The 26,416-nt window shown below is 30.9% G+C and carries 29 protein-coding genes and 2 tRNA genes; 22 read left to right on the top strand and 9 right to left on the bottom strand.

Features of this window, described 5'->3' with window-relative positions; translation table 11 throughout:
* Nucleotides 1–4: 4 nt before the first annotated feature.
* The 4 genes from nadD (at nucleotide 5) to H277_RS0104495 (ending at nucleotide 1,991) form a co-directional block, all read left to right on the top strand.
* Nucleotides 5–571, top strand: a complete 567-nt coding sequence (nadD, locus tag H277_RS0104510; protein ID WP_019974389.1) for a nicotinate (nicotinamide) nucleotide adenylyltransferase — start codon at nucleotides 5–7, stop codon at nucleotides 569–571.
* 225 nt (nucleotides 572–796) lie between these two features.
* Nucleotides 797–1,102, top strand: coding sequence for a hypothetical protein (locus H277_RS20155; RefSeq protein WP_146810747.1), 306 nt, complete (start codon nucleotides 797–799; stop codon nucleotides 1,100–1,102).
* A complete protein-coding gene (locus H277_RS0104500; protein ID WP_019974387.1) occupies nucleotides 1,077–1,520 on the top strand; it encodes a GNAT family N-acetyltransferase in 444 nt (147 codons plus the stop codon). The genes H277_RS20155 and H277_RS0104500 overlap by 26 nt, the downstream gene beginning before the upstream one ends.
* A 9-nt stretch (nucleotides 1,521–1,529) precedes the next feature.
* Complete coding sequence (locus tag H277_RS0104495) at nucleotides 1,530–1,991, top strand: GNAT family N-acetyltransferase (protein ID WP_019974386.1); 462 nt, start codon at nucleotides 1,530–1,532, stop codon at nucleotides 1,989–1,991.
* Here the strand turns inward: H277_RS0104495 and H277_RS0104490 are convergent.
* Genes H277_RS0104490 through pth form a run of 3 tightly spaced genes read right to left on the bottom strand, consistent with a single transcriptional unit; the run spans nucleotide 1,967 to nucleotide 3,178 of the window.
* Nucleotides 1,967–2,209 carry a DUF3820 family protein gene (locus H277_RS0104490; protein WP_019974385.1) on the bottom strand — a complete coding sequence of 81 codons (243 nt, stop codon included), beginning with the start codon at nucleotides 2,207–2,209 and terminating at the stop codon, nucleotides 1,967–1,969. The genes H277_RS0104495 and H277_RS0104490 overlap by 25 nt on opposite strands.
* Complete coding sequence (locus H277_RS0104485) at nucleotides 2,209–2,622, bottom strand: rhodanese-like domain-containing protein (protein ID WP_019974384.1); 414 nt, start codon at nucleotides 2,620–2,622, stop codon at nucleotides 2,209–2,211. The genes H277_RS0104490 and H277_RS0104485 overlap by 1 nt, the downstream gene beginning before the upstream one ends.
* The gene (gene pth / locus H277_RS0104480) at nucleotides 2,612–3,178 is read right to left on the bottom strand and encodes an aminoacyl-tRNA hydrolase (RefSeq protein WP_019974383.1); all 567 of its coding nucleotides are present in this window, start codon (nucleotides 3,176–3,178) and stop codon (nucleotides 2,612–2,614) included. Before pth ends, H277_RS0104485 begins: the two co-directional genes overlap by 11 nt.
* A 112-nt stretch (nucleotides 3,179–3,290) precedes the next feature.
* Here pth and H277_RS0104475 point away from each other — a divergent pair, with 112 nt between their 5' ends.
* The 3 genes from H277_RS0104475 to H277_RS0104465 all read left to right on the top strand — a co-directional run bounded on the left by H277_RS0104475 (nucleotide 3,291) and on the right by H277_RS0104465 (nucleotide 6,974).
* A complete protein-coding gene (locus tag H277_RS0104475) occupies nucleotides 3,291–3,806 on the top strand; it encodes a TlpA family protein disulfide reductase (protein WP_019974382.1) in 516 nt (171 codons plus the stop codon).
* A 184-nt stretch (nucleotides 3,807–3,990) separates the two neighbouring features.
* Nucleotides 3,991–4,971, top strand: a complete 981-nt coding sequence (gene gshB, locus H277_RS0104470; protein ID WP_081623188.1) for a glutathione synthase — start codon at nucleotides 3,991–3,993, stop codon at nucleotides 4,969–4,971.
* Nucleotides 4,968–6,974: a flavohemoglobin expression-modulating QEGLA motif protein gene (locus H277_RS0104465; RefSeq protein ID WP_019974380.1), complete on the top strand. Its 2,007-nt coding sequence runs from the start codon at nucleotides 4,968–4,970 to the stop codon at nucleotides 6,972–6,974. The genes gshB and H277_RS0104465 overlap by 4 nt, the downstream gene beginning before the upstream one ends.
* Nucleotides 6,975–7,032: 58 nt before the next feature.
* Here H277_RS0104465 and H277_RS0104460 read toward each other — a convergent pair whose 3' ends face one another.
* The 3 genes from H277_RS0104460 to H277_RS18615 form a co-directional block, all read right to left on the bottom strand.
* Nucleotides 7,033–7,482 carry a DUF805 domain-containing protein gene (locus H277_RS0104460; RefSeq protein WP_019974379.1) on the bottom strand — a complete coding sequence of 150 codons (450 nt, stop codon included), beginning with the start codon at nucleotides 7,480–7,482 and terminating at the stop codon, nucleotides 7,033–7,035.
* Nucleotides 7,483–7,539: 57 nt separating this feature from the next.
* Complete coding sequence (locus tag H277_RS19945; protein ID WP_262487688.1) at nucleotides 7,540–7,728, bottom strand: EamA family transporter; 189 nt, start codon at nucleotides 7,726–7,728, stop codon at nucleotides 7,540–7,542.
* A 62-nt stretch (nucleotides 7,729–7,790) separates the two neighbouring features.
* Nucleotides 7,791–8,072 (bottom strand): helix-turn-helix domain-containing protein, encoded by a 282-nt coding sequence (locus H277_RS18615; RefSeq protein WP_019974377.1) that lies wholly within the window; start codon nucleotides 8,070–8,072, stop codon nucleotides 7,791–7,793.
* Nucleotides 8,073–8,234: 162 nt separating this feature from the next.
* Here H277_RS18615 and H277_RS19940 point away from each other — a divergent pair, with 162 nt between their 5' ends.
* The 7 genes from H277_RS19940 to H277_RS0104415 all read left to right on the top strand — a co-directional run bounded on the left by H277_RS19940 (nucleotide 8,235) and on the right by H277_RS0104415 (nucleotide 14,434).
* Complete coding sequence (locus tag H277_RS19940) at nucleotides 8,235–8,390, top strand: bacteriocin (RefSeq protein WP_019974376.1); 156 nt, start codon at nucleotides 8,235–8,237, stop codon at nucleotides 8,388–8,390.
* Between the two features lie 15 nt (nucleotides 8,391–8,405).
* The gene (locus H277_RS20150; RefSeq protein WP_019974375.1) at nucleotides 8,406–8,546 is read left to right on the top strand and encodes a hypothetical protein; all 141 of its coding nucleotides are present in this window, start codon (nucleotides 8,406–8,408) and stop codon (nucleotides 8,544–8,546) included.
* Between the two features lie 23 nt (nucleotides 8,547–8,569).
* Nucleotides 8,570–8,716, top strand: coding sequence for a hypothetical protein (locus tag H277_RS20145; RefSeq protein ID WP_019974374.1), 147 nt, complete (start codon nucleotides 8,570–8,572; stop codon nucleotides 8,714–8,716).
* A gap of 249 nt (nucleotides 8,717–8,965) precedes the next feature.
* Nucleotides 8,966–10,051 (top strand): HlyD family secretion protein, encoded by a 1,086-nt coding sequence (locus H277_RS0104430; protein WP_019974372.1) that lies wholly within the window; start codon nucleotides 8,966–8,968, stop codon nucleotides 10,049–10,051.
* Entirely contained in the window at nucleotides 10,048–12,201 is a 2,154-nt protein-coding gene (locus H277_RS0104425; protein ID WP_019974371.1) for a peptidase domain-containing ABC transporter, read from the top strand. The genes H277_RS0104430 and H277_RS0104425 overlap by 4 nt, the downstream gene beginning before the upstream one ends.
* Nucleotides 12,177–13,577 (top strand): TolC family protein, encoded by a 1,401-nt coding sequence (locus tag H277_RS0104420; protein WP_019974370.1) that lies wholly within the window; start codon nucleotides 12,177–12,179, stop codon nucleotides 13,575–13,577. Before H277_RS0104425 ends, H277_RS0104420 begins: the two co-directional genes overlap by 25 nt.
* Complete coding sequence (locus tag H277_RS0104415; RefSeq protein WP_019974369.1) at nucleotides 13,574–14,434, top strand: CPBP family intramembrane glutamic endopeptidase; 861 nt, start codon at nucleotides 13,574–13,576, stop codon at nucleotides 14,432–14,434. Before H277_RS0104420 ends, H277_RS0104415 begins: the two co-directional genes overlap by 4 nt.
* A 33-nt stretch (nucleotides 14,435–14,467) precedes the next feature.
* Here the strand turns inward: H277_RS0104415 and H277_RS0104410 are convergent, their stop codons facing one another.
* On the bottom strand, nucleotides 14,468–15,364 hold the full coding sequence (locus H277_RS0104410; protein WP_019974368.1) for a DMT family transporter: 897 nt from the start codon (nucleotides 15,362–15,364) through the stop codon (nucleotides 14,468–14,470).
* Between the two features lie 98 nt (nucleotides 15,365–15,462).
* A complete protein-coding gene (gene alaS / locus H277_RS0104405) occupies nucleotides 15,463–18,072 on the bottom strand; it encodes an alanine--tRNA ligase (RefSeq protein ID WP_019974367.1) in 2,610 nt (869 codons plus the stop codon).
* A 99-nt stretch (nucleotides 18,073–18,171) separates the two neighbouring features.
* On the opposite strand from alaS, the gene H277_RS0104400 reads away from it, so the two are divergent.
* Together H277_RS0104400 and H277_RS0104395 are read left to right on the top strand one after the other, a co-directional pair.
* Nucleotides 18,172–19,122, top strand: a complete 951-nt coding sequence (locus H277_RS0104400; RefSeq protein WP_019974366.1) for a M23 family metallopeptidase — start codon at nucleotides 18,172–18,174, stop codon at nucleotides 19,120–19,122.
* A 9-nt stretch (nucleotides 19,123–19,131) separates the two neighbouring features.
* Complete coding sequence (locus tag H277_RS0104395; protein ID WP_019974365.1) at nucleotides 19,132–19,500, top strand: MerR family transcriptional regulator; 369 nt, start codon at nucleotides 19,132–19,134, stop codon at nucleotides 19,498–19,500.
* Between the two features lie 11 nt (nucleotides 19,501–19,511).
* On the opposite strand, the gene H277_RS0104390 is transcribed toward H277_RS0104395, so the two are convergent.
* Nucleotides 19,512–19,991 (bottom strand): hypothetical protein, encoded by a 480-nt coding sequence (locus H277_RS0104390; protein ID WP_019974364.1) that lies wholly within the window; start codon nucleotides 19,989–19,991, stop codon nucleotides 19,512–19,514.
* Between the two features lie 106 nt (nucleotides 19,992–20,097).
* Between H277_RS0104390 and dnaE the strand changes: the two genes are divergently transcribed.
* The 6 genes from dnaE (at nucleotide 20,098) to H277_RS0104360 (ending at nucleotide 26,344) form a co-directional block, all read left to right on the top strand.
* Complete coding sequence (gene dnaE, locus H277_RS0104385) at nucleotides 20,098–24,498, top strand: DNA polymerase III subunit alpha (RefSeq protein WP_019974363.1); 4,401 nt, start codon at nucleotides 20,098–20,100, stop codon at nucleotides 24,496–24,498.
* A gap of 109 nt (nucleotides 24,499–24,607) precedes the next feature.
* Nucleotides 24,608–24,925, top strand: a complete 318-nt coding sequence (gene trxA, locus H277_RS0104380; RefSeq protein ID WP_019974362.1) for a thioredoxin — start codon at nucleotides 24,608–24,610, stop codon at nucleotides 24,923–24,925.
* A gap of 127 nt (nucleotides 24,926–25,052) precedes the next feature.
* Nucleotides 25,053–25,126, top strand: a tRNA-Asp gene (locus H277_RS0104375).
* 47 nt (nucleotides 25,127–25,173) lie between these two features.
* Nucleotides 25,174–25,250 (top strand) — tRNA-Asp (locus H277_RS0104370).
* 91 nt (nucleotides 25,251–25,341) lie between these two features.
* Nucleotides 25,342–25,749 carry an NUDIX hydrolase gene (locus tag H277_RS0104365; RefSeq protein ID WP_019974361.1) on the top strand — a complete coding sequence of 136 codons (408 nt, stop codon included), beginning with the start codon at nucleotides 25,342–25,344 and terminating at the stop codon, nucleotides 25,747–25,749.
* 112 nt (nucleotides 25,750–25,861) lie between these two features.
* Nucleotides 25,862–26,344 (top strand): DUF2938 domain-containing protein, encoded by a 483-nt coding sequence (locus H277_RS0104360; protein WP_019974360.1) that lies wholly within the window; start codon nucleotides 25,862–25,864, stop codon nucleotides 26,342–26,344.
* Nucleotides 26,345–26,416: the final 72 nt, after the last annotated feature.

The raw sequence follows: 26,416 nt of genomic DNA, 5'->3' as shown, positions 1-26,416 counted from the left end.
TTCTATGAAGGTCGGTTTATATTTTGGATCATTCAATCCTATTCATGTTGGACATTTAATTATTGCGAATCATTTTCAGCAATTTACCGATTTGGATCAGGTTTGGTTTGTGGTTTCGCCTCAAAATCCGTTGAAGAAAAAAAGTTCTTTGGCAAATGAATACGACCGATTAGAAATGGTTGAATTAGCGATTAAAGATTATCCTAATCTTCGTGCGTCGAACATCGAATTCACTTTACCGAAACCTTCGTACACAATTGATACGTTAATTCATCTCAACGAGAAATATCCTGAACATGATTTTGCGTTGATTATGGGTTCTGATAATTTAGATGGAATTTCAAAATGGAAAAATGCTGAGATTTTAATGCGCGATTATCAATTGTATGTTTATCCGCGTCCCGGTTATTCGCAAGAAGAAAATTTGGATAATGTAGAAATGGTCGAAGCACCTTTGATGGAAATTTCTTCTACATTTATCCGAAATGCAATCAAAGATGGAAAAAATATCAAACCAATGTTACCTCCAAAAGTTTGGGAATATCTTGATGGAAGTAATTTGTATGGATGAATTTAATTTGAAAATGTGAGAATTTCTAATTTAATAAAATGGTTAGGTATTGTTTTTTTACCAATTGTATTTGTATTCATTATTTTCGGTTTAATAAAAGACATTACCAAATCTGAAAATGATTTTAAATTAAATCAAGGTATAATTTCTGAAATAGGAATAACAGAAAGAATTAGTAAAGGAACTTCTCATAGAAGCATTACAACAAAAACTGATGTATTCTACATGAAAATTAAAAATGATAACAATAAATATTCTTATTTTGAAAGATTTTCAAATAATTATCAATCAATAATACATGATTTAAAAATTGGTGACTTTGTAAAAATTTATAATGAAGGAATTGATAAAAATCAAAATACAATTTCTATCATTCAGTTAGAAAAAGGCAATCAAATTTTAATTTCAAAATCTATTCATAATAAAAGAAATTATTTTATCATTATAGCTTTTTTAGCATTTCTAATCTTATATGTAATAATAATTTATCGAAAATTAAAAAATCATGACAACACAAGCTACAATCAATAATTTAGACGAATTAGTTCCTTTATTTGATGCGTATCGTCAATTTTATGATAAAAAATCGGATGTAAAAGCTGCTGAAGAATTTTTGAAAGCACGAATTGTAAATAATGAATCTGTTATTTATTTGGTTTTTGATGAGAAAGAAAATGCGGTAGGTTTTATTCAATTGTATCCTTTATTTTCATCCACTCGAATGAAACGTTTCTGGATATTGAATGATTTGTTTGTTTCGCCAGAATTTCGTGGTCAAGGTTTTTCGAGAGAATTGATTGAAAAAGCAAAGAATTTGTGTCGCAAAACAGATGCTTGTGCCATGTTATTGGAGACAAGTGTTACAAATGAGATCGGGAATTCGTTGTATACAAGTGCAGGATTTCAATTGCGCAATGATGCAAATTTCTATGAATGGGAAACCAAATAAATTAATTAAATGATGAAGATTATTACATTAAGAGAAAATAAAGAATATCTGAACAAGGGAATTCAATATATACAAGAAAGTTGGAGCGAGGTTGCTCCGATTATTTATGAAGATTGTATCGTAAATTCGATCAATTCAGAAAATCCGCTTCCTCAATGGTATTTATTAGAAAAGGACGATAAAATTATTGGTTGTGCTGGTTTGATTACCAATGATTTTATTAGCAGAATGGATCTTTATCCTTGGATTTGTGCCATTTATATTACGGAGGAAGAAAGAGGGAATAATTATGCTTCACTTTTAATTGATCAAGCTAAAAAAGATACAAAGAAATTTGGCTTTAGACACCTGAATCTTTGTACAGATCATGTGGGGTATTATGAGAAATTTGGTTTCAAGTATATTGGGCAAGGGTATCATCCTTGGGAAGAAGAATCGAGAATCTATCAGTTGGAAGTTGAGCCAAATTGACGTTTCAATTCATAGATAATCTCTTCTAATCCGTTCAATTTTATTTCGTAAACGGTCGATAATAAAATGCCCAGTTTACCCTTTGGAAAACCACCTTTACCAACAAACCATTCGAGGTAAGATACAGGGAGGTCGCATAATAAACGCCCTTCATATTTACCGAAGGGCATTTTTGTTGTGACAATTTCTTTTAATATTTCGGGACGAAATCCTTCCATTATTTAGCTATAGTTCCTTGGTAAGTAGACATTCCATCTTTGAAATTCTTCGCATTCTTGAACCCTTTTTCTTGCATTTTTTCAGTTGCTAATTTCGCTCGAACGCCAGATTTACAGTAGATGTAATAATTTTTCTTTGGGTCTAATTTCTGAATTTCTTTTTCAAAGCTCGAATTTTTTACATCAATGTTAATTGCTCCGGGAACATGCCCTTCAGCGAATTCCTCCGGTGTACGAACATCCAATAAAATATTCTTTTTATTTTTCAGATTAACTTCCGATGCGTTGTCCAATGTTGACAAGATTTCTTCTTGCTTAGCCTGTTTTCCTTCAATATTTGGTGATTGGTTTGCACAAGAGCTTAAAAATAGTATACCTGTAAGCAGGGCGATTCCTAAAATTTTATTTCCCATTGTATTGATTCATTGTATTACTTAATCCTTGAAAAATAAACGATAAAATAGCATCTGCAGATAAATTTAATCGCTCATTCATTTTTTCGTTTTCTTCTGCAGACCATTCTCCTAAAACGTAATCAACTTGTTTTCCGTCAGAAAATTCGTTTCCTACACCAAAGCGTAATCGAGCATAACTTTGCCCACCTATTTTATTTTGAATATCTTTCAATCCATTATGTCCGCCATCACTTCCTTTACCACGTATACGAATTGTTCCAAAAGGCAGATTTAAATCATCTGTGATGACAAATATATTTTCGAGTGAAATATTTTCCTTTTTCATCCAAAAACGAACTGCATCCCCACTCAAATTCATGTAAGTGTTTGGTTTTAATAATGTCACCGGACGTGCCTTATATTTAAATTGGGCGATATCACCAAAATTAGAAGGCGAGAATTTCGCATCCGCTCTTTTAGCAACTTCTTCAACGACTTTGAAACCAATGTTATGACGAGTGTTTTCGTATTGAGCTCCAATATTTCCCAACCCAATAATCAGATATTTTTGCATGAAACAAAATTACATCTTTTTGCTATGATTCGAAATAAATATTTAACTTCGCTTATAAATCTACTAAATTGGTATAGATTTTGAAAATACATGAAATCGATAAAAAATTATCATGAAAAGAATAATTAGCGTTTTAATATTATTTGTAGGAATTACTGCTTTTTCGCAGAAAATTCCGACGGTGATGAAAACTGAATTTCCGGAGGCAGCCTTACAGGATATAGTGGTAACTTCTGAAGGAGATTCGGTAACCATCGAAAAAGCTTTTTCAAATTATAAAGGACAAATTGTCTTGTTGGACTTGTGGGCAACATGGTGTGGAGATTGTATCAAAAACATGCCTGCATTGAAAGCCTTACACGAAAAAAATCCTGATGTAACATTTGTTTACCTTTCAATGGACAAAACGGAGGAAGCATGGAAAAAAGGGATTGAAAAATATCAAATTGAAGGTCAGCACTTTTACATGGGAAATAATTGGAAAGGTAATTTTGGCACAGGTATTGATTTAAATTGGATACCTCGGTATATGGTTCTTGATCAAAATGGAAAAATTGCAGATTACTACAGCGTAAAAGCAGATGATCCGAAAGTTCAAGAAACAATTGATCGTTTAAGAAATAAATAGTTTATAGTTTACCAACCTGAGGGTGATTGAAATTAAAAAATCAATCACCCTTTTGTTTGATTACTTGTTAGTAATCAGTTGTTTTCGTAGAATCGAAACAAATATTATATATTTTTTTGTAGAGTATTTTTTGTATTAAACTTTTAGTTATTATTGCATTGATTTTAATACCCTTTTTATTTATATGAAAATATGCTTCGTAATGTATCCTTGGGACAAGGTTGAACCAGGTAAAGATACCACAATGCGAATTATCAAAGAATGCGTAGACCGTGGTTTTGAAGTATCCTATTTGACAAAAAAAGATATCTCTATTGCCAAAGGTAAAGTTGTAGGGAACTGCAAAAAGATGATCACTTCAGAAACGGAAGATTGTGTTGAATTTTATCATACCATGAAATTTGAAAGTAGTATAAAAGATTTGACCGAGTTTGACATGATTTTTATGAGGGCAGATCCTCCTATTGATCCGCTTTTACTAAACATGTTGGAATTGATAGAAGAGAAAGTATTCTTCGTAAATAAAATTTCGGGTTTACGTAAAGCAAACAATAAAATCTATGCAGCATCTTTTGATGATGGTGAAGAAACGATTGTTCCTCAGACACTTATTACAAAGGATATTGATTTAATCAGGTCATTTGTAGAAGAAAATAAGTTTGAAAAATTTATCATCAAACCTTTAGATGGCATGGGAGGAAAAGGTGTTATACTCTTTGAACGAAAAAATATTGGTAACTTAAGCTCGATTTGCGATTTTTATATCAACCATACAGGAAATGCCCAACCTATTATTTGCCAAAATTATATAGAGGGAGCAGAAAAAGGAGATGTTCGTGCGATTGTCATTAATGGAGAACCAATTGGTGCTATAATGCGTGTTCCTGCAGAAGGTGATCATCGTTCTAATATTTCAGCCGGTGGTTCTGCAATCCGACATGATATGAATGAACATGAATTAGAATTGTGCCGTAAAATAGGAAAACAGTTAAATGAAGATGGAATCTATTTTTGCGGAATTGATTTGATTAACGGTAAAATGGTTGAATTGAATGTCGTAAGTCCCGGAGGAATTGTTCCTCACAATAATGTAAACAATAACACGGAGATACAAAAACAAATTGTTTCGATGTTATTGGAGAGATATAAAGAATTTAAAGCATGAAAACCTTAAGTATACAGCAAATTTTAGATAACATTGAGAGCGAAATTGTATTTGAAGCATATGCAGAAGACGAATCATTCAAAATAAAAATTGACGAATACATTCCTTATGTTTGCGCTGCAATTCATGATGGCGGGCAGATGCGTGAAGATATTCGCGAAAAATGTTTGTTGAGTAATTACGAGCGATGGTATGAAGAAGATCCGCATACTGCTGAGTTTATCGAAACTTTTCCTGTTCTTATTCAAGGATGTGATTCTCGTTTTGAATATGATTTAAACCGAGGTCCTGAAACTGCTGTATACGAAGAAGCTTGGGGAAAACAAGTATGGAAAGAACCTTTATCAACTTCTCAAAAACAAAAAAGTATCGCGAAACATCATGCTTTTTATGAAGTTTTTGAAGCCTTGATTAAGAAACTTGAATCGAAATTTAAATCATGTTTGGTTTATGATATACACTCGTACAATTGGAAACGTTGGGATAGACCTGTTCCTGTTTTTAATATCGGTTCTGAGCGTGTGGACAATGAACGTTACGGGAAATATGTAGAAAGCTGGCGCGATGAATTAGCAAATATTGAGCTGGAAAACATTCACAATTATTCAGCGATAAACGATGTATTCTATGGTCGTGGATATTTGTTAGAATTTGTGACGACTAATTTTAAGAATACATTGGTTCTGGCAACTGAAGTCTCTAAAATATATTGTGATGAGCTAACAGGAGAATCTTTTCCTGAAATTATCAACCAAATAAAAGAAGGGTTTAAATCTGCGATTCTTAATCATGCTTTTGAATTTGTAAAAACGGAAACGACTTATAAAGTTGGATCTAAACAGGTAAACATTCTGCACAATGAGTTGGAGTCAGATTTGGTGAAAATTGATAAACAATTGTATCAATTGGTTCAAAACTTTGAGTTGTTAAGTGTTATCAATCCTATTAATTTAGAATTTGAGAAGAAAAAATTCCTAGCTTCTAAATATACTTATGAACCTCAATTTAAATACAATCCTTTGAACATTGATCCATTCGAGTTTAAAAGAAAATTGTCCAATATTAAGGTTGAAAAGATAAACGATATCAGTATTCAAAATATGTATGTCGATACGATAAATTCATATTTTGACAAAGTAGATTTGTTAGCCAATCTTGGTACCGATAAATTTTTATACAATTCGTTGCGTTACTTTGGGGAACCTTCGAAAAAAGACATCGAAAATGCAAATTTCATTTTGTATTGCCCAGAGTTTAGAATGGATAAACAAGGAAATTATACAGAAGAAGAAGTCGTGAATCTTTTTAGAAATGCAACAAGTGATTACGGGTTTAAATTTGATATAGAAGTTTCTGATGATATTGCTTCAAAAGCACTTGTAATCAACAGTAAGAAAAAAGTAGTGATTAAACGAGGTGTTAAATTTGATAAACGCTTTACAACTGGTTTAATTGAGCACGAAATTGGTGTACACATGGTGACAACAATGAACTCGTTGGATCAACCATTGAAAATATTTAGCATTGGTTTACCTGTTAATACGTTAACACAGGAAGGTCTGGCAATTTTAAGTGAATATTATTCAGATTCTATTAATCATAGCCGATTAAGAGAGCTTGGATTGCGCGTAATAGCTGTACATATGTTAACGAGCGGAAAATCATTCAACGAAACATTTATGATTTTAATGGAAGAATATAAAATGCAACCTGAAGACGCTTTTTATCTAACAACTCGTGTCTACCGCGGAGGAGGTTTTACAAAAGATGCACTTTATTTAAAAGGGTTGAAAACAATTTTAAATTATGTTGATCAAGGGAGATCATTAGATAATTTATTGATTGGAAAAACATCTGTTGAATACATTGATACAATAGACGAATTGGTGGAACGTAAAATGATTAATAAACCAAAATATTACACGAAAATTTTCAAGAAACACCTTGAAAATCCGGAAATTAATCCAATTTTACAGTATATTTTTAACGGAATAAAAGATTAACAAAAAACTCGCAATTTGCGAGTTTTTTGTTTTTATAGACAATTGATTAAAATCTATTTTAAATGTTTGTTGAGCCAATTTGGTTGATTGAATCATTTAAATCTTTTGGATTTGGTCCCCAGTTATTTGAGCCAGGTTGACTATCAGAAGCTAACCAAACAATAAGAAGTATTAGTCCGACAAGAGGAATAAAATAAACTAACAAAGTCCAACCACTTTTACCTGTATCGTGTAAACGTCTAACAAAAACGGCTAAATTAGGTATAAAAACGGCTAAAGAATAAAGAGGAATAATTCCCCAAGCTAATACACTAAATAAAGCCATTATACTTCTATTTCTTTCTTCTTCAATATTTCCCGAAATTGCTAAAAGTGCAAATAATAGAGCATATAATAAAAAAGTAATTGTAAAATTACATAAAATGAAATACCAAAATTCGCTTCTTCTTGCTCTTCCTGAAAAGTTTGCATAGTTTTTAAAAACTGCTTTTTTATACCAGTCAATCATAATTTTAGGTTTGTTAAATTTTGTTAAAAATATGAAAATTTGTGCGTTATAAAAATTTTAGATAATTCTTTTCTTAAACATTTCCGGTTTATAATTTGTAATAAAAACGCCACAAATAATAAGAATGGTTGCTACTATGAATTTTTTCGAAATTTCTTCATCTAATATTAACCAACCTAAGACAATCGCGATAATTGTATTAAGTTCCAAGACAACAAATATTTTTCCAGGGTGTCCTGAAAACAAAATACACTGTAATACTCTAAACAAGAATTTCTTTAGAGATTATTTTTTAATAGGAATTAAGTTTAAAGAATATTGATATAATCAAAATATGATATTATACTAATGTATTTACTTATATTCCAAATAATTTCTTTTGGTCTTTTATAAATCATATCTTCAATGTTAACAGAAAAGTAGTTGCATATTTCATTCATTAAAATAAAATCTATTTTTTTTACTTTTCCACTTTCAATTTTAGACAATTTACTTTGCGAAATATTTAAAGCGTATGCTAAATCTTCTTGAGAAGTATTAGTAGAGTCTCTTAAGGCTTTTATTTTTAAGCCAAAATCATTTGTATTCATAAAATTTAGGTAGTTTTTTCACAAAAGTATAAAAATATTTACAATGCAATAAACTATAATAGTGTTATTCTTCGTTAAGAAATATTTTATTCGAAATGGAATATTTATTCATTGAAAAAAACAGTTATTTAGTAACCGTAATAAAAATCAAAAATAATTACTATGAATTTAGAAAATTTTAAAGAGCTTAACATTAGTGAGTTAAGAGAGATTGAAGGAGGAGGTAGAATAGGAGCAATAGTTAAAGGAGCTAAAAAACTATGGAGAGCAGCCAAATCTCATGTTGATGATTTTATTGATGGGTGGAATGAAGGATAATTAAGAATTAAAACTATGAAAAATTTAACATTATTAGAGTTACAAGAAGTAAACGGAGGTTGTGCAACTTGTAAAAGTGCAGGAAAAGCAGTGAAAAAAGCTTGGAATCACGTAAAAGATTTTGCGGAAGGTCTTTATGATGGACTTTTTGGTTAGTAATTAATAAAAATAGACAAACTATGAAAAATTTAACATTATTGGAGTTACAAAACATAGATGGAGGTTGTGCTAAATGTAAAGCTACTGGTAAGAAAATAGGAAAAGCTATTAAAGATGCATTACTAATTGATGAAATTACAGATGCTTGGAATGAATTATGGGATTAAAAACCTTATAATATAGCTATTTATAATAAAGTAGGATTCTATCCTACTTTTATTTTTTAAAATGAGACAAACACACATATATATAATACTAGTATTAATATTACCTCATATTTTTTTTTATTTAGGAGAAAATTATGAGCCATTAAGAGTTTTTTCATTTGAGTTCCCTATATCTATACCGCGTTTACTATTATCGCTGTTACTTATAGGTATATTATTACTAGTAAGAAAAGAGAAGAAAAAAATAGAATGAGAGGTTTACATGTTTATACGTCTATAGTTGTATTATTTCTTTTGGTTTTTTGTTCATTACCGTTTATTAAGGTCCCCATATCTGCAACATCTTATGGGATAGTAAATGATTTAAAAAATAATAATCCTATTATTTCTATGGTTGAAGGGAAAATAATTAAATCTAATGTTATTAGAAATAATCAATTTTTTAAAAAAGGTGATACAATAATTGAAATTAATACAGATCAATTAGAAGAATATAATCAATTTCAAAATACTCAATATACAGACTTTAGTTCTCAGTTGAAGGATTTAATAAGTTTATCTAAAGGTGTGTTAAATGATTTGAATACAGGTGTTTATCAAAAACAAGTTAGCGCTTATAGAGAGAAGATTGCACAAATAGAATCGGAACTTAATTTAGCAACAAGAGATTTTGAAAGAGTTAAAAAGTTATTTGATGCTGGTATTTATACTCAAGCAGAATATGATAAAAATTCATTTAAAGTTGAAAACTTAAAGAGACAAATAGGAAATATAAAACAAGAGCAGATTGCTACATGGCAAATTGAAAAAAGGGAGTTAGAAAGAATAATTAGAGAGAATAGAAAAGAAGTAAATACAACAAATAAAAAACTTGACAATTACATCATTAAAAGTCCTGATGATGGTAGATTAATAAACTATTCGGGAATACAGGTAGGAAATTATATTACAACAGGAACACAGGTAGGAATTATATCTCCTGAAAGTACTTTGGTAATAGAAGCGCGAGTTTCTCCTAAAGATATAGGGTTTATAAAGAAAGGACAGTCTATAAAAGTACAAGTAGACACATATAATTATAATCAATGGGGATTGTTATCAGGCAAAGTAATAGAGATTCAAAAAAATATAACGTATGATGAAAAAACTAATGAGCCATACTTTATAGTATTTTGCTCTATGGATAAAAAATTCTTAAAGTTAAAGAATGGATATAAAGCTAATATTGAAAAGGGAATGACTGTAAATGTTCGTTTTTATTTGTTAGATAGAACTATTTGGCAACTGTTATTTGATAATGTAGATGACTGGTTCAATCCGAATTTAGGAAAATGAAGAAAGAAATTTTAATACAACAGCATGATTTCAAAGATTGTGGTGCTGCGTGTTTAGCTTCAATAGGAGCATATTATAATCTTTTTTTACCAATAGCTAAAATTAGACAGCTATGCCACACTGATACTAGAGGAACAAATGCTTTAGGGCTAGTTGTAGGTTTAGAAAAAATGGGGTTTAAGGCAAAAGGAGTAAAAACTGAAGAAAAGAATTTACTACATGTGCCATTACCAGCAATAGCACATGTAATAAAGGATGAAGTATTACACCATTATGTAGTCATATATGAAATAAAAAAAAATAAAGTTATCTACATGGACCCTGAATATGGAGAAATAGTTCAAGATAGCTTTTCAGATTTTAATAAAATATGGACTGGAGTTTTAATTTTATTGGAAAAGAATGAATATTTTGAAGAAAGAAATGAAAAGAAAAGTAATTATAGTAGGTTTTGGAATTTAATAAAACCACATAAATCTATATTAACTCAATGTTTATTAGGAGCAATAGTTATAACTATCTTAGGTTTATCAACTTCTATATATATACAAAAAATAACAGATTATGTACTTATAGATGGGAATACTAGATTATTAAACCTATTATCAGTAGGAATGCTAATCGTTTTATTTTTTCAAATATTAATGGGGTATTTACAAGATATATACATATTTGAAACAGGGCAAAAGATTGATAAGCATTTAATACTCGGTTATTATAAACATTTATTAGATCTACCACAGCGTTTCTTTGACACAATGAAAATAGGAGAAATAACATCAAGAATTAATGATGCAGTAAAGATAAGAACGTTTATAAATGACGTATCTATTGAATTGTTTGTGAATTTTTTTACTATTATATTTTCTTTTGCTTTGATGTTTACTTATCATTGGAAATTAGCCTTAATAATGTTAATTACTTTGCCACTATATTTTATAATTTATTTAGTAATGAATAAATTAAATAAAAAAGTTGAAAGAGAGTTGATGGAAAATGCAGCTGATTTACAAAGTCAGTTGGTAGAATCTTTAAATTCAATAAAAACTATCAAACAATTTGGCATAGAAAATTATCAAAAAAATAAAACAGATAATCTTTTTTCTAATTTACTTTCAACTATTTATAAATCTGTTAAAAATTCGTTGTTTAGTACCAATTCAACAGATTTTGTATCTAAATTTTTCACTATAATAATTATATGGTCTGGTTCTTTTTTTGTTATAAATAATGAAATTACAGCAGGAGAGTTGTTGTCTTTTTATACTCTAATAGGCTTCTTGACAGGACCAATGAGTTCAGTAGTTAATTCAAATAAAATAATTCAGAGTGCATTAATAGCTTCTGATAGATTATTTGAGATTATGGATTTGGAAAGAGAAGAGGCAACAGAAAAATTTGATATTACTGTTGATAGGATAGGAAATATAAAAATTGATAATATTTTCTTTTCGTATGGAACAAGAAAAGAAATTTTTGAAAATTTCTCATGCTCTTTTGAAAAAGGTAAGATTACTGCTATTGTAGGAGAAAGTGGATCAGGGAAAAGTACCATTTCTAATTTGTTGCAAAACTTATATCCATTAAAAGGGGGGAAAATTTTAATAGGAGATTATGATCTGAATTATATCTCAAATTATTCTTTAAGAAAAATTGTTGCTACTGTTCCTCAAAAAATCAACCTATTTTCAGGAAACGTAATTGAAAATATAGCATTAGGGGAAGATTTTCCTGATATGGAAAAAATTATTTCTATAAGTAAATCCATTGGTATATTAAATTTTATAGAGGAGCTACCTAATGGGTTTCAGACACACTTAGGAGAGGATGGAGCTCTTTTATCAGGAGGACAAAAACAGAGAATTGCTATAGCAAGAGCTCTGTATAAAGATCCAGAAGTTTTAATATTAGATGAAGCCACATCTTCATTAGATTCTGAATCAGAAATTTTTATACAAAAAGCATTACAAAATTTTAAAAATAAGAATAAAACTTTAATAGTAATTGCACATAGACTAAGTACAGTTATGAACTCTGATAAAATAATTGTTATTGAAAAAGGGAGTTTAATGGAAGAGGGGGATCATAATAAACTAATTGAAGCTAAAGGTAAATATTATTCATTGTGGCAAAAACAAATTTTAAATTAGTACTTTCTTTTTTTTTACTATTAATAATTGATGTAAGTGCTCAAGAGAATAAAATTAGGCTTTCATTACAAGATTGTATTGATATAGTAAAAAACGACAATTATATTATTAAAAACTCTAGAATAGATATAAAAGTGTCAGAAGAAAAAATTAGAGAAGCTGAAAAAAATTGGATACCAAATATAAATGCTTATTTTAATAATTATTACAATTTATATTCACATAATCATGATTTAGATGAAATATATTTCCATTCAGATGTTAATTCTCACGAAGCAGGCACAGAGAATCACAATCACAAGGAACATTTTAATAGATTGTATTCTGAATATAAAAATGAGTTTGGTTTAGAGACAAATGTATTGCTTTATAATTATAATTCTCTTAAAATAAAAAAAGAGAAAAGTAGACTTGACAATAATGCATCTATTTATAAATCATTAGATATAGAGAATAAGATTATTATTAGTTTGAACGAATTATATTTTGAAGCTTTGTTAAATAATGAAATTCTGAAAATTTCAGATAATAATGTTAAAAATATTATTGATTTATTTAATATAACACAAAAAAAGTATAAGGTAGGAGTAATAACGAAATTTGAATTAAATCAAGTAAAACAAGAATATAATTCAGCTATTTTTGATTTGGCCGAAAAAAGAATGAATTTAGAATTATCAATTTTTAATTTGATCAATTTTTTGCAGAAAGATTACAAAATACATAATATAGAACTTTCAGAAGATTTATCAAATGTTATGTTTGGTAACATTTTATATACAGAAGAAACTATAAAAGAAACGATCTCAGATTATCCCTCATTATTAGCTGAAAAAAATAATCTTTTTTCTATACAGTATGAAACAAAACTTCTTAAGAATAGGCTTAAACCTAAAATTTTTGGGTTTTATTCTATAGGAAGTAATTATATAGGATCTTTAGAGACTTTAATAAAAAACGACCCATTATTGACCCAATGGAAAAATAATTTTACGAATAGAATTGGAATTGGAATATCTATCCCTATTTTGAATGAGTATTCAATGAAATCTTCTATACTACAAGCCAATTTAAATGAAGAAAAACAAAAAAATGTATTACTAAATGAAGAAAATAATCTTTATAAGTTAATCATGAATGAAATACTTATGTATAATAATGGTATAGAATTAATGAAAATTTCTGAAGAAAAAGTGCTTAATTCTAAAGAAGTCTATGATATGTCTTTCATTGCATACCAATCAGGAGTGATAAATTTATACGACTTGAATAAATCGAGATACGATAACATTGCGAATATAACAGAATTAGCGAATCTTAAAATTAAAAACCTTCTAAAATTAAAAATGATAGAAGTTTATACAAGTGATAGATGAAAGAATATATAAGAGAATTATTTTATTTCTACAAAACACCAAAGGATAGTAAATATTTAGGAGGGACATTGTTAAAAAATACTAAATTTATTGGACTAACGATAGTGTTAGAGTTAGTAATTTTTATAATAATATTTCCATTTTTATATTATATAAGTGAGCAAAAATTTTTACCAGAAGATTTTTCAAAAATTGAATACAAAGATAATACCTTTATTCATACAATAATAATAACGGCTTTTATAATACCTGTTATTGAGGAATTAATTTTTAGGTTGCCATTAAGATTTAATACGTTTTATTCCCTTTTTATTAAAAGATCTATTTGGAATAAAATATTTCCATATATAGTTTATCTAATTCCTTTTATTTTTGGAATAGTACACCTTTCGAATTACGGAAATATTGATTTAAAATTAATATTATTATCTCCTATTTTGGTAGGAAGCCAAATTATAGGGGGGTATCTGTATACTTTCTTAAGAGTTAAATTCAATTTTATTTCTGCTATTTTTTCACATATAATTTGGAATATATTAGCAACTATAATTCCCTTTTGTATTAGTTATTTTGAAAAGCCGTATGTAAAAACTACCAATAATTATGATGTAACCATAGAATATTATGACTACAATAATTTAGATAATCAAAATTTTTTTGTTGATTCTGTTGGTAGTAAAATTTATAAAATACAGGTGTCACAATTTTCTATCAATCATATAGCTGATACAATATCAAATCAGAAGAGAAATAAGATGGATTTTATAATCGATATAAAATTAAACTCTAAGAATGGAATTTCGAAGGAGGACTTTTATGATATTTTAAAAGAGTATGATAATAAAAATAATTATTAAGAATAACCATTAAGTTTCATACAACGGATAAGTTTACTTTTTCTTAAATATTTCCGGTTTATAATTTGTAATAAAAACGCCACAAATAATAAGAATGGTTGCTACTATGAATTTTTTCGAAATTTCTTCATCTAATATTAACCAACCTAAGACAATCGCGATAATTGTATTGAAATAGGATAAAATTGAAACTTGTATCGGAGAGATCTTGGTTAAAGCATAATGAAAGGAGAAAAAGGTAATAACAGAACCAAAAACAGCTAAATAAAGCATCGCTGAAATACTTTTTGTACTCCAATTTCCAAAGTTATAATTGTCACTAAAGATGAAAGCAAAAATAATTTGAATAATTCCGGCGAATATAAATTGATAAAAAAGATTGAGAGAAATATTTTTGGATTGAATATTCATTTTTTTAGTAAAAATTGTTCCGGTAGCCCAACCTGTTATGGCGCAAAAAAGAAGAAGAATTCCTGTTCTAAATTCGGGATTTGCTAATTCTTGTAATCCATCCCAAAAAATAAATAAAACTCCACAAAAACACATCAAGACACCAATTAACCCTTTGAAACTAAATTTTTGAAGACCAATAAAAATACTTCCTAAAAAAACGAGAATAGGAGAAGTAGCGCTAATTAAGGCAGCCAGACTACTTGATAAATTTTCTTCAGCAACTGTTGTTAAACCGTTTGCGGCAATTAGCATTAAAGAAGAAAAAATAAGCTGATAAGACAAATTTTTCCAGCCGATCCATTTTAATTCTTTTTTATAAAGAAGTAAAATAAACATGATAATGCCAGCAATAAATTGGCGAATTCCTGCGACAAACCATCCCGGAATTGTTTCGACAGCTACTCGAATTCCAAGAAAAGTCGTTCCCCAAACAATGGCAACGATACTTATGGCAATCAATAATTTGATGTCTTTCAAAATTAAATCTAGTTAATGTGTTAATTCAATACAGTGAGATAAAAATAAAAAAAGCGCCTTGAATTCAAGACGCTTTTTGAGTTTATTTTCTGAAAAGATTATTTTACAAAATCTTCTGCTTGTTTAAGCGCTGTGTCTAATCCGGAAACCTCTTTACCACCTGCAGTAGCTAAGAAAGGTTGCCCTCCTCCGCCACCGTTGATATGTTTGGCGATCTCTTTCACAATCTGCCCGGCGTTGTAACCTTTTTCATCCACTAAGTTTTTCGCGATAGAAATTGTAATCGATGGTTTTACAGCATCATTTGTTCCTACAACGATAAACGCATTCTCGATTTCTTTTGTCAAATCGATTGCATTTTGTTTTGCGGCATTGGTATCTAAATTCGTTTTTACAGCTAAGAAATTAATCCCGTTAACTTCTTTGATTGCTGCTTTCCATGTTGCTTTTTCTGCAGCAGCCTGTTGAGCAACGAATGATTCTAATTGTTTCTTCAATTCAGCATTTTCATCCAATAAATGTTGAACAGCTTTTACCGCATCATTTTTCGTTTTAAGAGCAGCTAAAACGTCATTGTAGTTTTTCTCTGCATCTTTATAGGCTTCAATCGCTTTGTTTGAAGTAATTGCTTCGATACGGCGGATTCCTGCAGCAGTAGAAGATTCAGATAAAATTCTGAATAAACGAATATCAGCTGTATTTTTTACATGTGTACCACCACATAATTCAACAGAAGATCCAAAACGAATGACACGAACTTTGTCACCATATTTTTCACCGAAAAGTGCCATTGCACCTTCAGCTATAGCTTCGTTCATCTCACAATCTCTTTTTTCGATTAAAGGTAAAGCTTCGGCAATTTTATCATTTACTTTTTGCTCAACAATTGCCAATTCTTCATCTGTCATTTTAGAGAAATGAGAAAAGTCAAAACGTAAATAATCATCCCCAACATACGAACCTTTTTGTTCTACGTGAGGTCCTAAAACTTCGCGTAAAGCTTCGTGCATTAAGTGTGTTGCAGAGTGATTTTTCGTTGTCTCGTTACGTTTTTCTGTATCAACTTTAGCATTGAATATAGCGTTTACATTTTCTGGTAAAGTTTCAACAAAATGAATTACTAAGTTGTTTTCTTTTTTCGTATCAACAACTTCTATTGTTTCATTCAAAGTAGAAATAGATCCTGTATCACCAATTTGTCCTCCAGATTCTGCATAGAATGGGGTTTGGTTGAATACTAATTGGAAAAATTCTCCTTTTTTATTTTTTACTTTTCTGTAACGCGTAATGTTAACTTCAGCTTCTGTGTGATCATAAGCGATAGACGTTTCGTTTCCTTTGTCATCTAAAATAACCCAGTCATCCGTTACCAAAGCAGTTGCTTTTTTCGAACGTTCTTTTTGTTTCGCCATTTCAGCTTCAAAACCAGCTTCATCAATTGTGAAACCGTGATCTTCTGCAACGATGCGAGATAAATCTGCCGGGAACCCGAAAGTATCGTACAGTTCGAATACAACATCACCGGGAACCATTTTAGAATCTCCTAACTGCTCGATGATTTGATTTAATCGATTTAATCCTTGTTCAATTGTACGTAAGAAAGAAGCTTCTTCTTCACGAATAACGCCAGTTACAATTGTTTCTTGTTTCACTAATTCCGGGAAGAAATCGCCCATTTCAGCTTTTAAGATTGGATATAATTTATAGATAAAAGGTTCTTTAAGACCTAAGAAACGATATCCGTAAGAAATTGCGCGACGTAAAATACGACGAATTACATATCCTGCTCCTGTGTTTGATGGTAATTGTCCGTCTGCAATTGCAAAAGAAACTGCACGTAAATGGTCAACTACAACACGAATCGCGATATCTGTTTTTTCTGCTGCGCCATATTTTACACCAGAAATTTCTTCTAATTTTTGAATTGTTGGTTGAAAAACATCTGTATCATAATTAGATGATTTTCCTTGTAAAACCATTGCTAAACGCTCAAATCCCATTCCTGTATCGATGTGGCGAGCTGGTAGAGATTCTAAAGAACCATCAGCTTTACGTTGGTATTGCATAAATACCAAGTTCCAAATTTCGATAACTTGTGGATGATCCATATTAACCAATGTTTTACCATCAACAGCTAAACGATCGGCCTCCGGACGAATATCTACGTGAATTTCAGAACATGGTCCACATGGTCCTATATCACCCATTTCCCAGAAATTATCTTTTTTATTTCCGTAAAGAATTCTGTCTTCTGCAATATGTTGTTTCCAAAGTTCTAACGCTTCTTCATCTAATGATGTTCCGTCACCTTTATCACCTTCAAAAACCGTTACATAAATTTGATCTTTAGAGATTCCGTATTTTTCTGTTAGTAGTTCCCACGCCCAGGCAATTGCTTCTTTTTTGAAATAATCGCCAAAAGACCAGTTTCCTAACATTTCGAACATCGTGTGGTGGTAAGTATCTTTTCCTACATCATCCAAATCATTATGCTTACCAGAAACACGAAGACATTTTTGTGTATCCGCGATACGATTACTTTTTGGAGTACCATTTCCTAAAAAGAATTCTTTGAATTGTGCCATCCCCGAATTATTGAACATTAATGTCGGGTCATCTTTTAAAACAATAGGTGCTGAGTCTACAATTAAGTGTCCTTTTGTTTCAAAAAAATGCAGAAATTCTTTTCTTATATCTTTGGATTTCATTTAATTAAATTATTTTTATCATTTGATTAACATGTTTGCTCATACAATATTTGTTACTTTGCAAACGTTTTACAAAGATAATAAAAGGTTGGTTAAGTAATGGAAAATAAAAACTATAAGTATAATTCTGCAAAATTTTTGATGAGTTGGATGAAGAAAAGAGTCCAGAAAACACCTAAAACAGCATTGTATGTTTTATTATTTTTATGTTTATCGACAATCTCAGCAGGAATGATTGGATATCATTTCAATGATTCTGAGTATGCTTCAAAAGCAGGAAAATTCAAAAACAACGAAAGCAAATTATTAGCAGAGTTGGAAAGAATGGAGAATGAGAACCAAGAGTTACATAAAAAATTCAAAGAAGTTGAAGATGCTTTAACAGAAATTGAAGAGAAAGACCGCAATATTTACCGTACAATTTATGATATGCGCGTAAACGAAAATATTGATTCTGTCAACCAGGAGATTGACAATTATACGGCAGAAGATATTGAAAAGTTAATTGCTAAAATTGAAACTGAATCAAAGTCTTTAGACGAAGTCTTTCGTTCTGCAGGAGTTAAAGATGCTCATTTATCATCAATGCCGGTTTTAAAACCTGTTGCTGATAAATATGTAAGTCGATTAGCATCCGGTTATGGTTCTCGTTTTCATCCAATTCTGAAGGTAAACAAAATGCACAAAGGATTGGATTTTGCAGCAAGTACAGGAACGCCTATTTATGCAACCGGAGACGGAACAGTTAAAGTGTCAGAATTTAATTCCGGTTATGGAAATATGGTGGTTTTAAAACACGGAAATGGATACGAAAGCTTATATGCACATATGTCCCGTGCCAAAGTTCGCAATGGACAAAAAGTAAAAAGAGGAGATGTAATCGGGTATGTCGGATCAACAGGATTATCAACAGGAGCGCATTTACATTATGAAATTCATAAGAACGGAGAACCGGTAGATCCGATTATGTATTTCTATGATGATGTCGATCCGGACGATTTCATTAAAATCTATCAAAATTCTAAAAAATTGTCATTATCTTTGGATTAAACGCTGATAATGAACGCAGACCTTCCTGATAAACTATATTACTCGATTGGCGAAGTCGCCAAAGCTTTTGATGTAAATGCATCATTGATTCGTTTTTGGGAAAAAGAATTTGAAATTATTCAACCCAAAAAGAATAAAAAAGGAAATCGATTATTTACCAAAAATGATATAGATTGTTTTAAGAACATCTACTATTTGGTCAAAATAAAAGGATATACATTAGAGGGAGCTAAGCAGGCGATAGGTAAAAAAGGAATCGCTAATACAACAGATGAAATAGATGTTGTAAAGCGGTTAGAAAACATAAAAGATGAACTCATCAAACTTAAAATGAGTTTTGAAACAGAAGAAATTTTAGAAAAAGATGAACTGAATTAAGTTCATCTTTTTTAGTTTTCGAAAAGTTTATATATATCTTTTTCTGTTTCTGAATAATTTGTATTAGAAATTAGAGATTTAACATAATCGTAATTTTCAGCTGTTTTGTTTCCAAATCTTACTGTTTTAATTCTGGATATTTTTAATTTATCGATTTCAGTAGATGTCAATTGAAACATCTTAAAAATTTTTTTATCGACATAATCATTAATATTTCTATTAAGGCATTTAATTACAGAACCATCTTCTAAATATAAATAAATATCAAAATTAGGGAATCCATAGAAATTACTTTCGTAATAAGATATCATCAAATAGCCTCCATGATTTTTTTTTGCAACTTGAAGATCTATATAACTTCTAAACTCATTATTAACAGAATAAGTCCAACTAGGGGTTGCTAAATATCTTTCTTGACCTTTATATATATAATTTTGTGAAAAAGAGTAAAAAGATAAGTGAAAAAGAAAAATTAGTATATAGTTACGCATAGATATTTACTTAGATTTACTCAAATATATTAAAAAACTTCTTAACGTATCTTAAGAAAATCTTCAGTTAAGATTTTGTAAATTTACAGCTTCAAACGAAAACTCAATGTACTTAATATACGATACAGAGACAACTGGTCTTCCGAAAGATTGGAACGCGCCTATTTCTGATTCCGACAATTGGCCGCGATGTATACAAATTGCTTGGCAATTACACGATGAAATGGGGCAAATTGTTGAACATCAGGATTATTTGGTTCGTCCCGATGGTTTTGATATTCCATACGATTCTGAACGTATTCATGGAATTTCGACAGATTTAGCAACCGAAAAAGGTGTTCCGCTGAAAGAAGTTTTAGATAAATTCAATGAAGTTTTAGGAAAAGCTAAATTTATTGTTGGACAAAATTTAGGTTTCGATATCAACATTATGGGAGCCGAATTTTATCGAATGAATTATACGAATAATTTGGCAGAAAAACCTGTTTTGGATACCTGCACCGAAGTGACGGCAGAATTGTTAAAACTACCCGGTGGTCGTGGTGGTCGTTACAAATTGCCTACTTTAACAGAGTTGCATCAGTATTTATTTGGTGTTCCGTTTGGTGAAGCGCATAATGCGACAGCCGACGTGGAAGCAACGACACGTTGTTTTTTCGAATTGATTCGGAAAGGAATTTTTACAAAAGCTGAATTAGAAGTGGAAGATGATTATTTTGTTCGATTCAATGAAATCAATCAAACCAATATTCAGCCGGTTGGACTTAACCACATTAATCTAAAAAAAGCTTCTGAGGCTATAGCAAAGGCAAAAGCGAAAGAAGAAGGAAATGATGAGGTGATTGAAATTTCGGAAGAAGTTTTAGAACAATTTGAAAAAGCAAAATTTGCACATTTACACAATCATACACAGTTTTCTATTTTACAATCAACCATTTCTGTAAGAGATTTGGTTTCAGCTGCCTCTAAAAATAAAATGCCTGCTGTAGCCATTACAGATCATGGAAATATGATGTGTGCATTTCATTTTAATGCAGAAGTACAGAATCATAATAACGCGGCAAAAGCAAAAAATGAAGAATTAATTGCTGAAGGAAAAGAACCAACAGAAATTGAAATTAAGCCGATTATTGGTTCTGAATTCTTTGTCTGCGAAAATCATTTAGATAAATCGAAAAAAGACAATGGGTATCAAATTGTCATTTTGGCAAAGAATAAAAATGGTTATCATCATTTAGCGAAAATGGCATCGAAGGCTTATACAGATGGTTTTTACTATGTCCCTCGAATTGATAAAACGATTATCGAAAAATATAAAGACGATTTAATTGTCTTATCAGGAAATTTACAAGGTGAAGTTCCAAATAAGATTTTAAATCTTGGTGAAAAACAAGCTGAAGAAGCTCTGCTTTGGTGGAAAGAGCAGTTCGGCGATGATTTTTACATTGAATTAATGCGACATGGCCAAGAAGATGAAGATCGCGTTAATCAAACTTTATTGGCTTTTGCGAAGAAACACAATGTAAAAGTTGTAGCGACAAATAATACGTATTACATCAATCAAGACGATTCGAATGCGCACGATATTTTGTTGTGTGTCCGTGATGCAGAAAAACAATCGACTCCAATAGGTCGTGGTCGCGGATTCCGATTCGGTTTACCAAATCAGGAATATTATTTTAAGTCTGAAGCGGAAATGAAACAATTGTTTCAAGATGTTCCGGAAGCAATTATTAATATTCAAGAAATTATAGACAAGATTGATGAATATACGCTTTATCGAGATGTATTACTTCCAAAATTTGATATTCCGGAAGAATTTCATCACGCTGAAGATGATATTGATGGAGGAAAAAGAGGTGAAAATGCTTACTTGAAACATTTAACTTATGAAGGTGCTAAAAAACGGTATGTTGAATTAACGGATGAAATTAAAGAGCGCATCGATTTTGAATTGGCAACCATCGAAAAAACAGGCTACCCCGGTTACTTCCTGATTGTACAAGATTTCATTGCTGCAGCCCGTAATATGGGTGTTTCTGTAGGTCCTGGCCGTGGATCAGCAGCTGGTTCTGCTGTAGCTTATTGTTTATGGATTACCAATTTAGATCCTATTCAATACGATTTACTTTTTGAGCGTTTTCTAAATCCGGACCGTGTTTCCATGCCCGATATTGATATTGATTTTGATGATGAAGGACGTTCGTTGGTTATGGATTATGTGATTGATAAATATGGCGCAAATCAGGTAGCACAAATCATTACTTATGGTACGATGGCGGCGAAATCTTCAATAAAAGATACTGCTCGTGTGTTAGATTTGCCTTTATTTGATGCCAATCGTGTTGCAGGGTTGATTCCAAATATGAAGTTGTCTAAAATCTTTAATTTAGATGACAGTGCTTTAAAAGGTGCTTTAAGACCTGAAGAATTAGAAGCAGTTAATGAGTTGAAACGTCTATCAAATGGAGATGATTTGGCAGCGGAAACAATTCAGCAGGCAAAAATATTAGAAGGCTCAGTTCGGAATACAGGGATTCATGCCTGTGGAGTAATTATCACACCAGATGATATCACCAATTTCGTACCTGTCACAACGGCAAAAGATTCAGATTTATATGTAACACAGTTTGATAACTCGGTTGCTGAGAGCGCCGGATTATTGAAGATGGATTTCTTGGGATTGAAGACGTTAACTTTGATTAAAGATACTATCAAATTGGTAAAAGCAAGAACAGGAATTGTGATTGATCCGGACGAAATTCCGATAGATGACGAAAAAACGTACGAGCTTTTCCAGAGAGGGGAGACGGTTGGGGTTTTTCAATACGAATCACCTGGAATGCAAAAATACATGAAGGATTTACGCCCGACAGTTTTTGCCGATTTAATTGCGATGAATGCACTTTACCGCCCGGGACCAATTGAATATATTCCGTCTTTCGTCCGTCGTAAAAATGGAGAGGAACCTATTACATACGATTTGGAGGCAATGGAAGAATATTTGTCAGAAACCTATGGAATTACGGTTTATCAGGAGCAAGTAATGCTACTTTCCCAAAAATTGGCAGGTTTTTCAAAAGGTGATGCCGACGTTTTGCGTAAAGCGATGGGGAAAAAGCAAAAAGCGGTTTTGGATAAAATGAAACCAAAATTTGTAGAACAAGCGGCAGAAAAAGGACATGATCCAAAAGTTTTAGAAAAAATTTGGACAGACTGGGAGGCGTTTGCTTCGTATGCCTTCAATAAATCTCACTCGACGTGTTATGCATGGGTAGCTTATCAAACAGCATATTTAAAAGCGCATTATCCAGCTGAATATATGGCAGCAGTGCTGTCGAATAATATGAACGACATCAAGCAAGTGACATTCTTTATGGAAGAATGTAAACGAATGGGGTTAGCCGTTCTTGGACCAGATATCAACGAATCGATTACAAAATTTAACGTAAATGAAAATTATGAAATTCGTTTTGGAATGGGAGCGGTGAAAGGAGTTGGACAGGCAGCTGTAAATTCAATCATTACGGAACGAGAAGAAAATGGTCCGTTCAAAGATATTTATGATTTTGTGAAACGTGTTGAACTAAGAACCGTGAACAAGAAAACGATTGAAAATTTAGTTCTGGCGGGAGGTTTTGATTCATTTGAATTCCATCGAGGACGTTATTTTTTCATCGAAAATACAACAACTAATTTAGAGAAGTTAATCAAATACGGAGCAAGTTACCAAGAGCAGAAAAATTCATCTCAGACTTCTTTATTTGGAGATTTTGGAGGGGATTCTGTTGTAGAAGATGTAGTTCCGATGCTGCCGGATTGTGAAAAATGGAATATGTTGCAACGTCTTTCGAAGGAGAAAGAAGTCGTTGGAATTTATATTTCTTCGCATCCGTTAGATGATTTTAAACATGAGATGAAAATGGCTTCAAATTGTAGTATTTCAGATATTAATGTGAACGAAGATAACTTTGTAAACAAAGAAGTGTCGATTTGCGGAATGATGTCAAATATTCAACACCGGATTGCAAAAAATGGAAATGAGTTTGGTATTTTTACATTTAGCGATTACACAGATTCGATGGATATCATGGTTTTTGGAGGGGATTATTTGAAATATAGACATTATATGCAGGAAAACATGTTCTTGAATCTGAAATTGAATATCTCGAAAAAGGAGTTCAAAGACAAAGAAGGAAATGTTACGCAAGGGCGTGTATACAAGAATATTACAAATATTTTACTGTTAAATGAAATTGTTGAAAAGCAAGCCGAAAAAATGACGGTAAAAATTGAAGTACCAAAATTTTCGGAAGAAACATTGAGTAAATTGTCCGATATTATGTTCAAATATCAAGGCGATAAACAGTTGAAAATACAATTGATTGATTCAAAAGATTATTTGAATAATTTGGATTTACCGGCCAATAAAATCAAAATTAATATTTGCCGAGATTTGTTAAAAGAATTGGATGAATTACAAGAAATCTCTTTCAAACTGAATTAATTATGCGTTTCATCTATCTTATAATTGAGAGATAATATGATCGAAATTTTTCAGCAATAAAATTTTATGTAGATTTGTAAACTTAAGATTAGATAAAAAAAATAAGATTATGGCATTAGAAGTAACAGACGCATCATTTGCATCGGATATTATAGAGTCAGGAAAACCTGCAATGGTTGATTTTTGGGCAGTTTGGTGTGGTCCTTGTAGAATGGTTGGTCCAGTTGTGGAAGAGCTTGCTACAGAATACCAAGGAAAAGCAGTTATTGGTAAAGTTGACGTAGATACCAACCAGGAAATAGCGGCAAAATATGGGATTCGTAATATTCCTACAATTTTGTTTTTCAAAGACGGAGAAGTTGTAGATAAAGTTGTTGGAGTTGTTCCAAAAGAACAATTAGTAGAAAAATTAAACGCGATTTTATAATAAATTAAATCGTTGATTTTGAAATAAAAGAATCTCGGAAGGAAAATTTCCGAGATTTTTTTTGCAAAAAGTTTAGGATTTATCAGAAATCCACCTATATTTGCAATCCGAAATCGATACAGATTTTGATCCGGTAGTTCAGTTGGTTAGAATACTTGCCTGTCACGCAAGTGGTCGCGGGTTCGAGTCCCGTCCGGATCGCAATTTTTTATAAAATCGTAAAAAATATATTTAATTTATAATTTTCTGATCCGGTAGTTCAGTTGGTTAGAATACTTGCCTGTCACGCAAGTGGTCGCGGGTTCGAGTCCCGTCCGGATCGCCAACTTATGTAGCTTCACATTTTATGTGAAGCTTTTTTTTGCGCTAAACTTTTCTCATTTTAAATTTGTATAGTGCATAATAAAATGATAATAATGGATCAAATTTTTCTTGTCAATGCTTTGGTGACAGACGAAACAGGTAGAATGTTAGCTGTTCGAAAAAAGAATTCGAAGTTTTTTCAGATGGTTGGTGGAAAACGAGAGCAAGATGAAGAATTGTTAACAACACTTCGACGCGAATTTTTAGAAGAAATTAATATTGATATTTTATTGCATGACGTTTCGTTTTTAGGACAACATACTTCTGTTGCTGTGAACGAAAAAAATACTAAAGTACATGCAAATGTCTTTCATGTAAAATTAAAGGCTTATAAAACCCTTAGAATTGCTTCTGAGATAGAAGAAATGGTATGGATAACTAAAGACGATTATCAGAAATATCAATTGGCACATTTATTAGAAGAATTTAGTTTGCCTATCTGGCTGGAAATGGATTTTTAATTCAAGGATATTGTTTTTAGAACAATAGAAATATTCGGTGATTTTTTTATTAATTTAATGCGACTTTATCGCATTAGAAGAAAAATGATTTATCTTTATAAAAAAAGAGAATATGGAAATAATCATTAAAACTGTTTTAGTTGGAATAGGAGCTACGCTAATGATGGATATTTGGGCATTTATGTTGAGATGTTTTCACATAAAATCGTTAGATTATAGATTTGTAGGAAGATGGATTGGTTATTTTTTTAAAGGAAAATTTTCTCATGATAAAATAGTTGATTCGAAACCTGTAAAAAATGAAGTACTTTTAGGCTGGGTTGCTCATTATTCAATTGGAATTGTATTTTCATTTTTATTGGTCTTGATTTTTGGCGTACAATGGTTAAATCATCCGACGCTCTTACCTGCATTCATCATTGGGATTCTTACAACGATTGCGCCTTTTTTCATAATGCAGCCTGCTTTTGGTTTTGGCTTTGCTTCTTCAAAACTTCCTAATCCGAATGTATTGCGTTTAAGAAGTTTGCTCACACATATTATTTTTGGCTTTGGCTTGTATATATCTGCTATTTTACTTGCTTTAATACACTGATTCGATTTTTTTGACAACTTTTGTAACGTTTTTATTTTATGTCTACTAACTAGTAAACACTAAAATAATTGA

Source organism: Empedobacter brevis NBRC 14943 = ATCC 43319 (assembly GCF_000382425.1).
Lineage (GTDB): Bacteria > Bacteroidota > Bacteroidia > Flavobacteriales > Weeksellaceae > Empedobacter > Empedobacter brevis.
Note: the sequence above shows the minus strand (reverse complement) of the source record. Positions and strands in the feature narration are given on the sequence as shown.

Excerpts from the sequence above, each read along its gene's own strand:
- nadD (WP_019974389.1), top strand. The coding sequence starts at position 5 with ATGAAGGTCGGTTTATATTTTGGATCATTCAATCCTATTCATGTTGGA.
- H277_RS20155 (WP_146810747.1), top strand. The coding sequence starts at position 797 with ATGAAAATTAAAAATGATAACAATAAATATTCTTATTTTGAAAGATTT.
- H277_RS0104500 (WP_019974387.1), top strand. The coding sequence starts at position 1,077 with ATGACAACACAAGCTACAATCAATAATTTAGACGAATTAGTTCCTTTA.
- H277_RS0104495 (WP_019974386.1), top strand. The coding sequence starts at position 1,530 with ATGATGAAGATTATTACATTAAGAGAAAATAAAGAATATCTGAACAAG.
- H277_RS0104490 (WP_019974385.1), bottom strand. The coding sequence starts at position 2,209 with ATGGAAGGATTTCGTCCCGAAATATTAAAAGAAATTGTCACAACAAAA.
- H277_RS0104485 (WP_019974384.1), bottom strand. The coding sequence starts at position 2,622 with ATGGGAAATAAAATTTTAGGAATCGCCCTGCTTACAGGTATACTATTT.
- pth (WP_019974383.1), bottom strand. The coding sequence starts at position 3,178 with ATGCAAAAATATCTGATTATTGGGTTGGGAAATATTGGAGCTCAATAC.
- H277_RS0104475 (WP_019974382.1), top strand. The coding sequence starts at position 3,291 with ATGAAAAGAATAATTAGCGTTTTAATATTATTTGTAGGAATTACTGCT.
- gshB (WP_081623188.1), top strand. The coding sequence starts at position 3,991 with ATGAAAATATGCTTCGTAATGTATCCTTGGGACAAGGTTGAACCAGGT.
- H277_RS0104465 (WP_019974380.1), top strand. The coding sequence starts at position 4,968 with ATGAAAACCTTAAGTATACAGCAAATTTTAGATAACATTGAGAGCGAA.
- H277_RS0104460 (WP_019974379.1), bottom strand. The coding sequence starts at position 7,482 with ATGATTGACTGGTATAAAAAAGCAGTTTTTAAAAACTATGCAAACTTT.
- H277_RS18615 (WP_019974377.1), bottom strand. The coding sequence starts at position 8,072 with ATGAATACAAATGATTTTGGCTTAAAAATAAAAGCCTTAAGAGACTCT.
- H277_RS19940 (WP_019974376.1), top strand. The coding sequence starts at position 8,235 with ATGAATTTAGAAAATTTTAAAGAGCTTAACATTAGTGAGTTAAGAGAG.
- H277_RS20150 (WP_019974375.1), top strand. The coding sequence starts at position 8,406 with ATGAAAAATTTAACATTATTAGAGTTACAAGAAGTAAACGGAGGTTGT.
- H277_RS20145 (WP_019974374.1), top strand. The coding sequence starts at position 8,570 with ATGAAAAATTTAACATTATTGGAGTTACAAAACATAGATGGAGGTTGT.
- H277_RS0104430 (WP_019974372.1), top strand. The coding sequence starts at position 8,966 with ATGAGAGGTTTACATGTTTATACGTCTATAGTTGTATTATTTCTTTTG.
- H277_RS0104425 (WP_019974371.1), top strand. The coding sequence starts at position 10,048 with ATGAAGAAAGAAATTTTAATACAACAGCATGATTTCAAAGATTGTGGT.
- H277_RS0104415 (WP_019974369.1), top strand. The coding sequence starts at position 13,574 with ATGAAAGAATATATAAGAGAATTATTTTATTTCTACAAAACACCAAAG.
- alaS (WP_019974367.1), bottom strand. The coding sequence starts at position 18,072 with ATGAAATCCAAAGATATAAGAAAAGAATTTCTGCATTTTTTTGAAACA.
- H277_RS0104400 (WP_019974366.1), top strand. The coding sequence starts at position 18,172 with ATGGAAAATAAAAACTATAAGTATAATTCTGCAAAATTTTTGATGAGT.
- H277_RS0104395 (WP_019974365.1), top strand. The coding sequence starts at position 19,132 with ATGAACGCAGACCTTCCTGATAAACTATATTACTCGATTGGCGAAGTC.
- H277_RS0104390 (WP_019974364.1), bottom strand. The coding sequence starts at position 19,991 with ATGCGTAACTATATACTAATTTTTCTTTTTCACTTATCTTTTTACTCT.
- dnaE (WP_019974363.1), top strand. The coding sequence starts at position 20,098 with ATGTACTTAATATACGATACAGAGACAACTGGTCTTCCGAAAGATTGG.
- trxA (WP_019974362.1), top strand. The coding sequence starts at position 24,608 with ATGGCATTAGAAGTAACAGACGCATCATTTGCATCGGATATTATAGAG.
- H277_RS0104365 (WP_019974361.1), top strand. The coding sequence starts at position 25,342 with ATGGATCAAATTTTTCTTGTCAATGCTTTGGTGACAGACGAAACAGGT.
- H277_RS0104360 (WP_019974360.1), top strand. The coding sequence starts at position 25,862 with ATGGAAATAATCATTAAAACTGTTTTAGTTGGAATAGGAGCTACGCTA.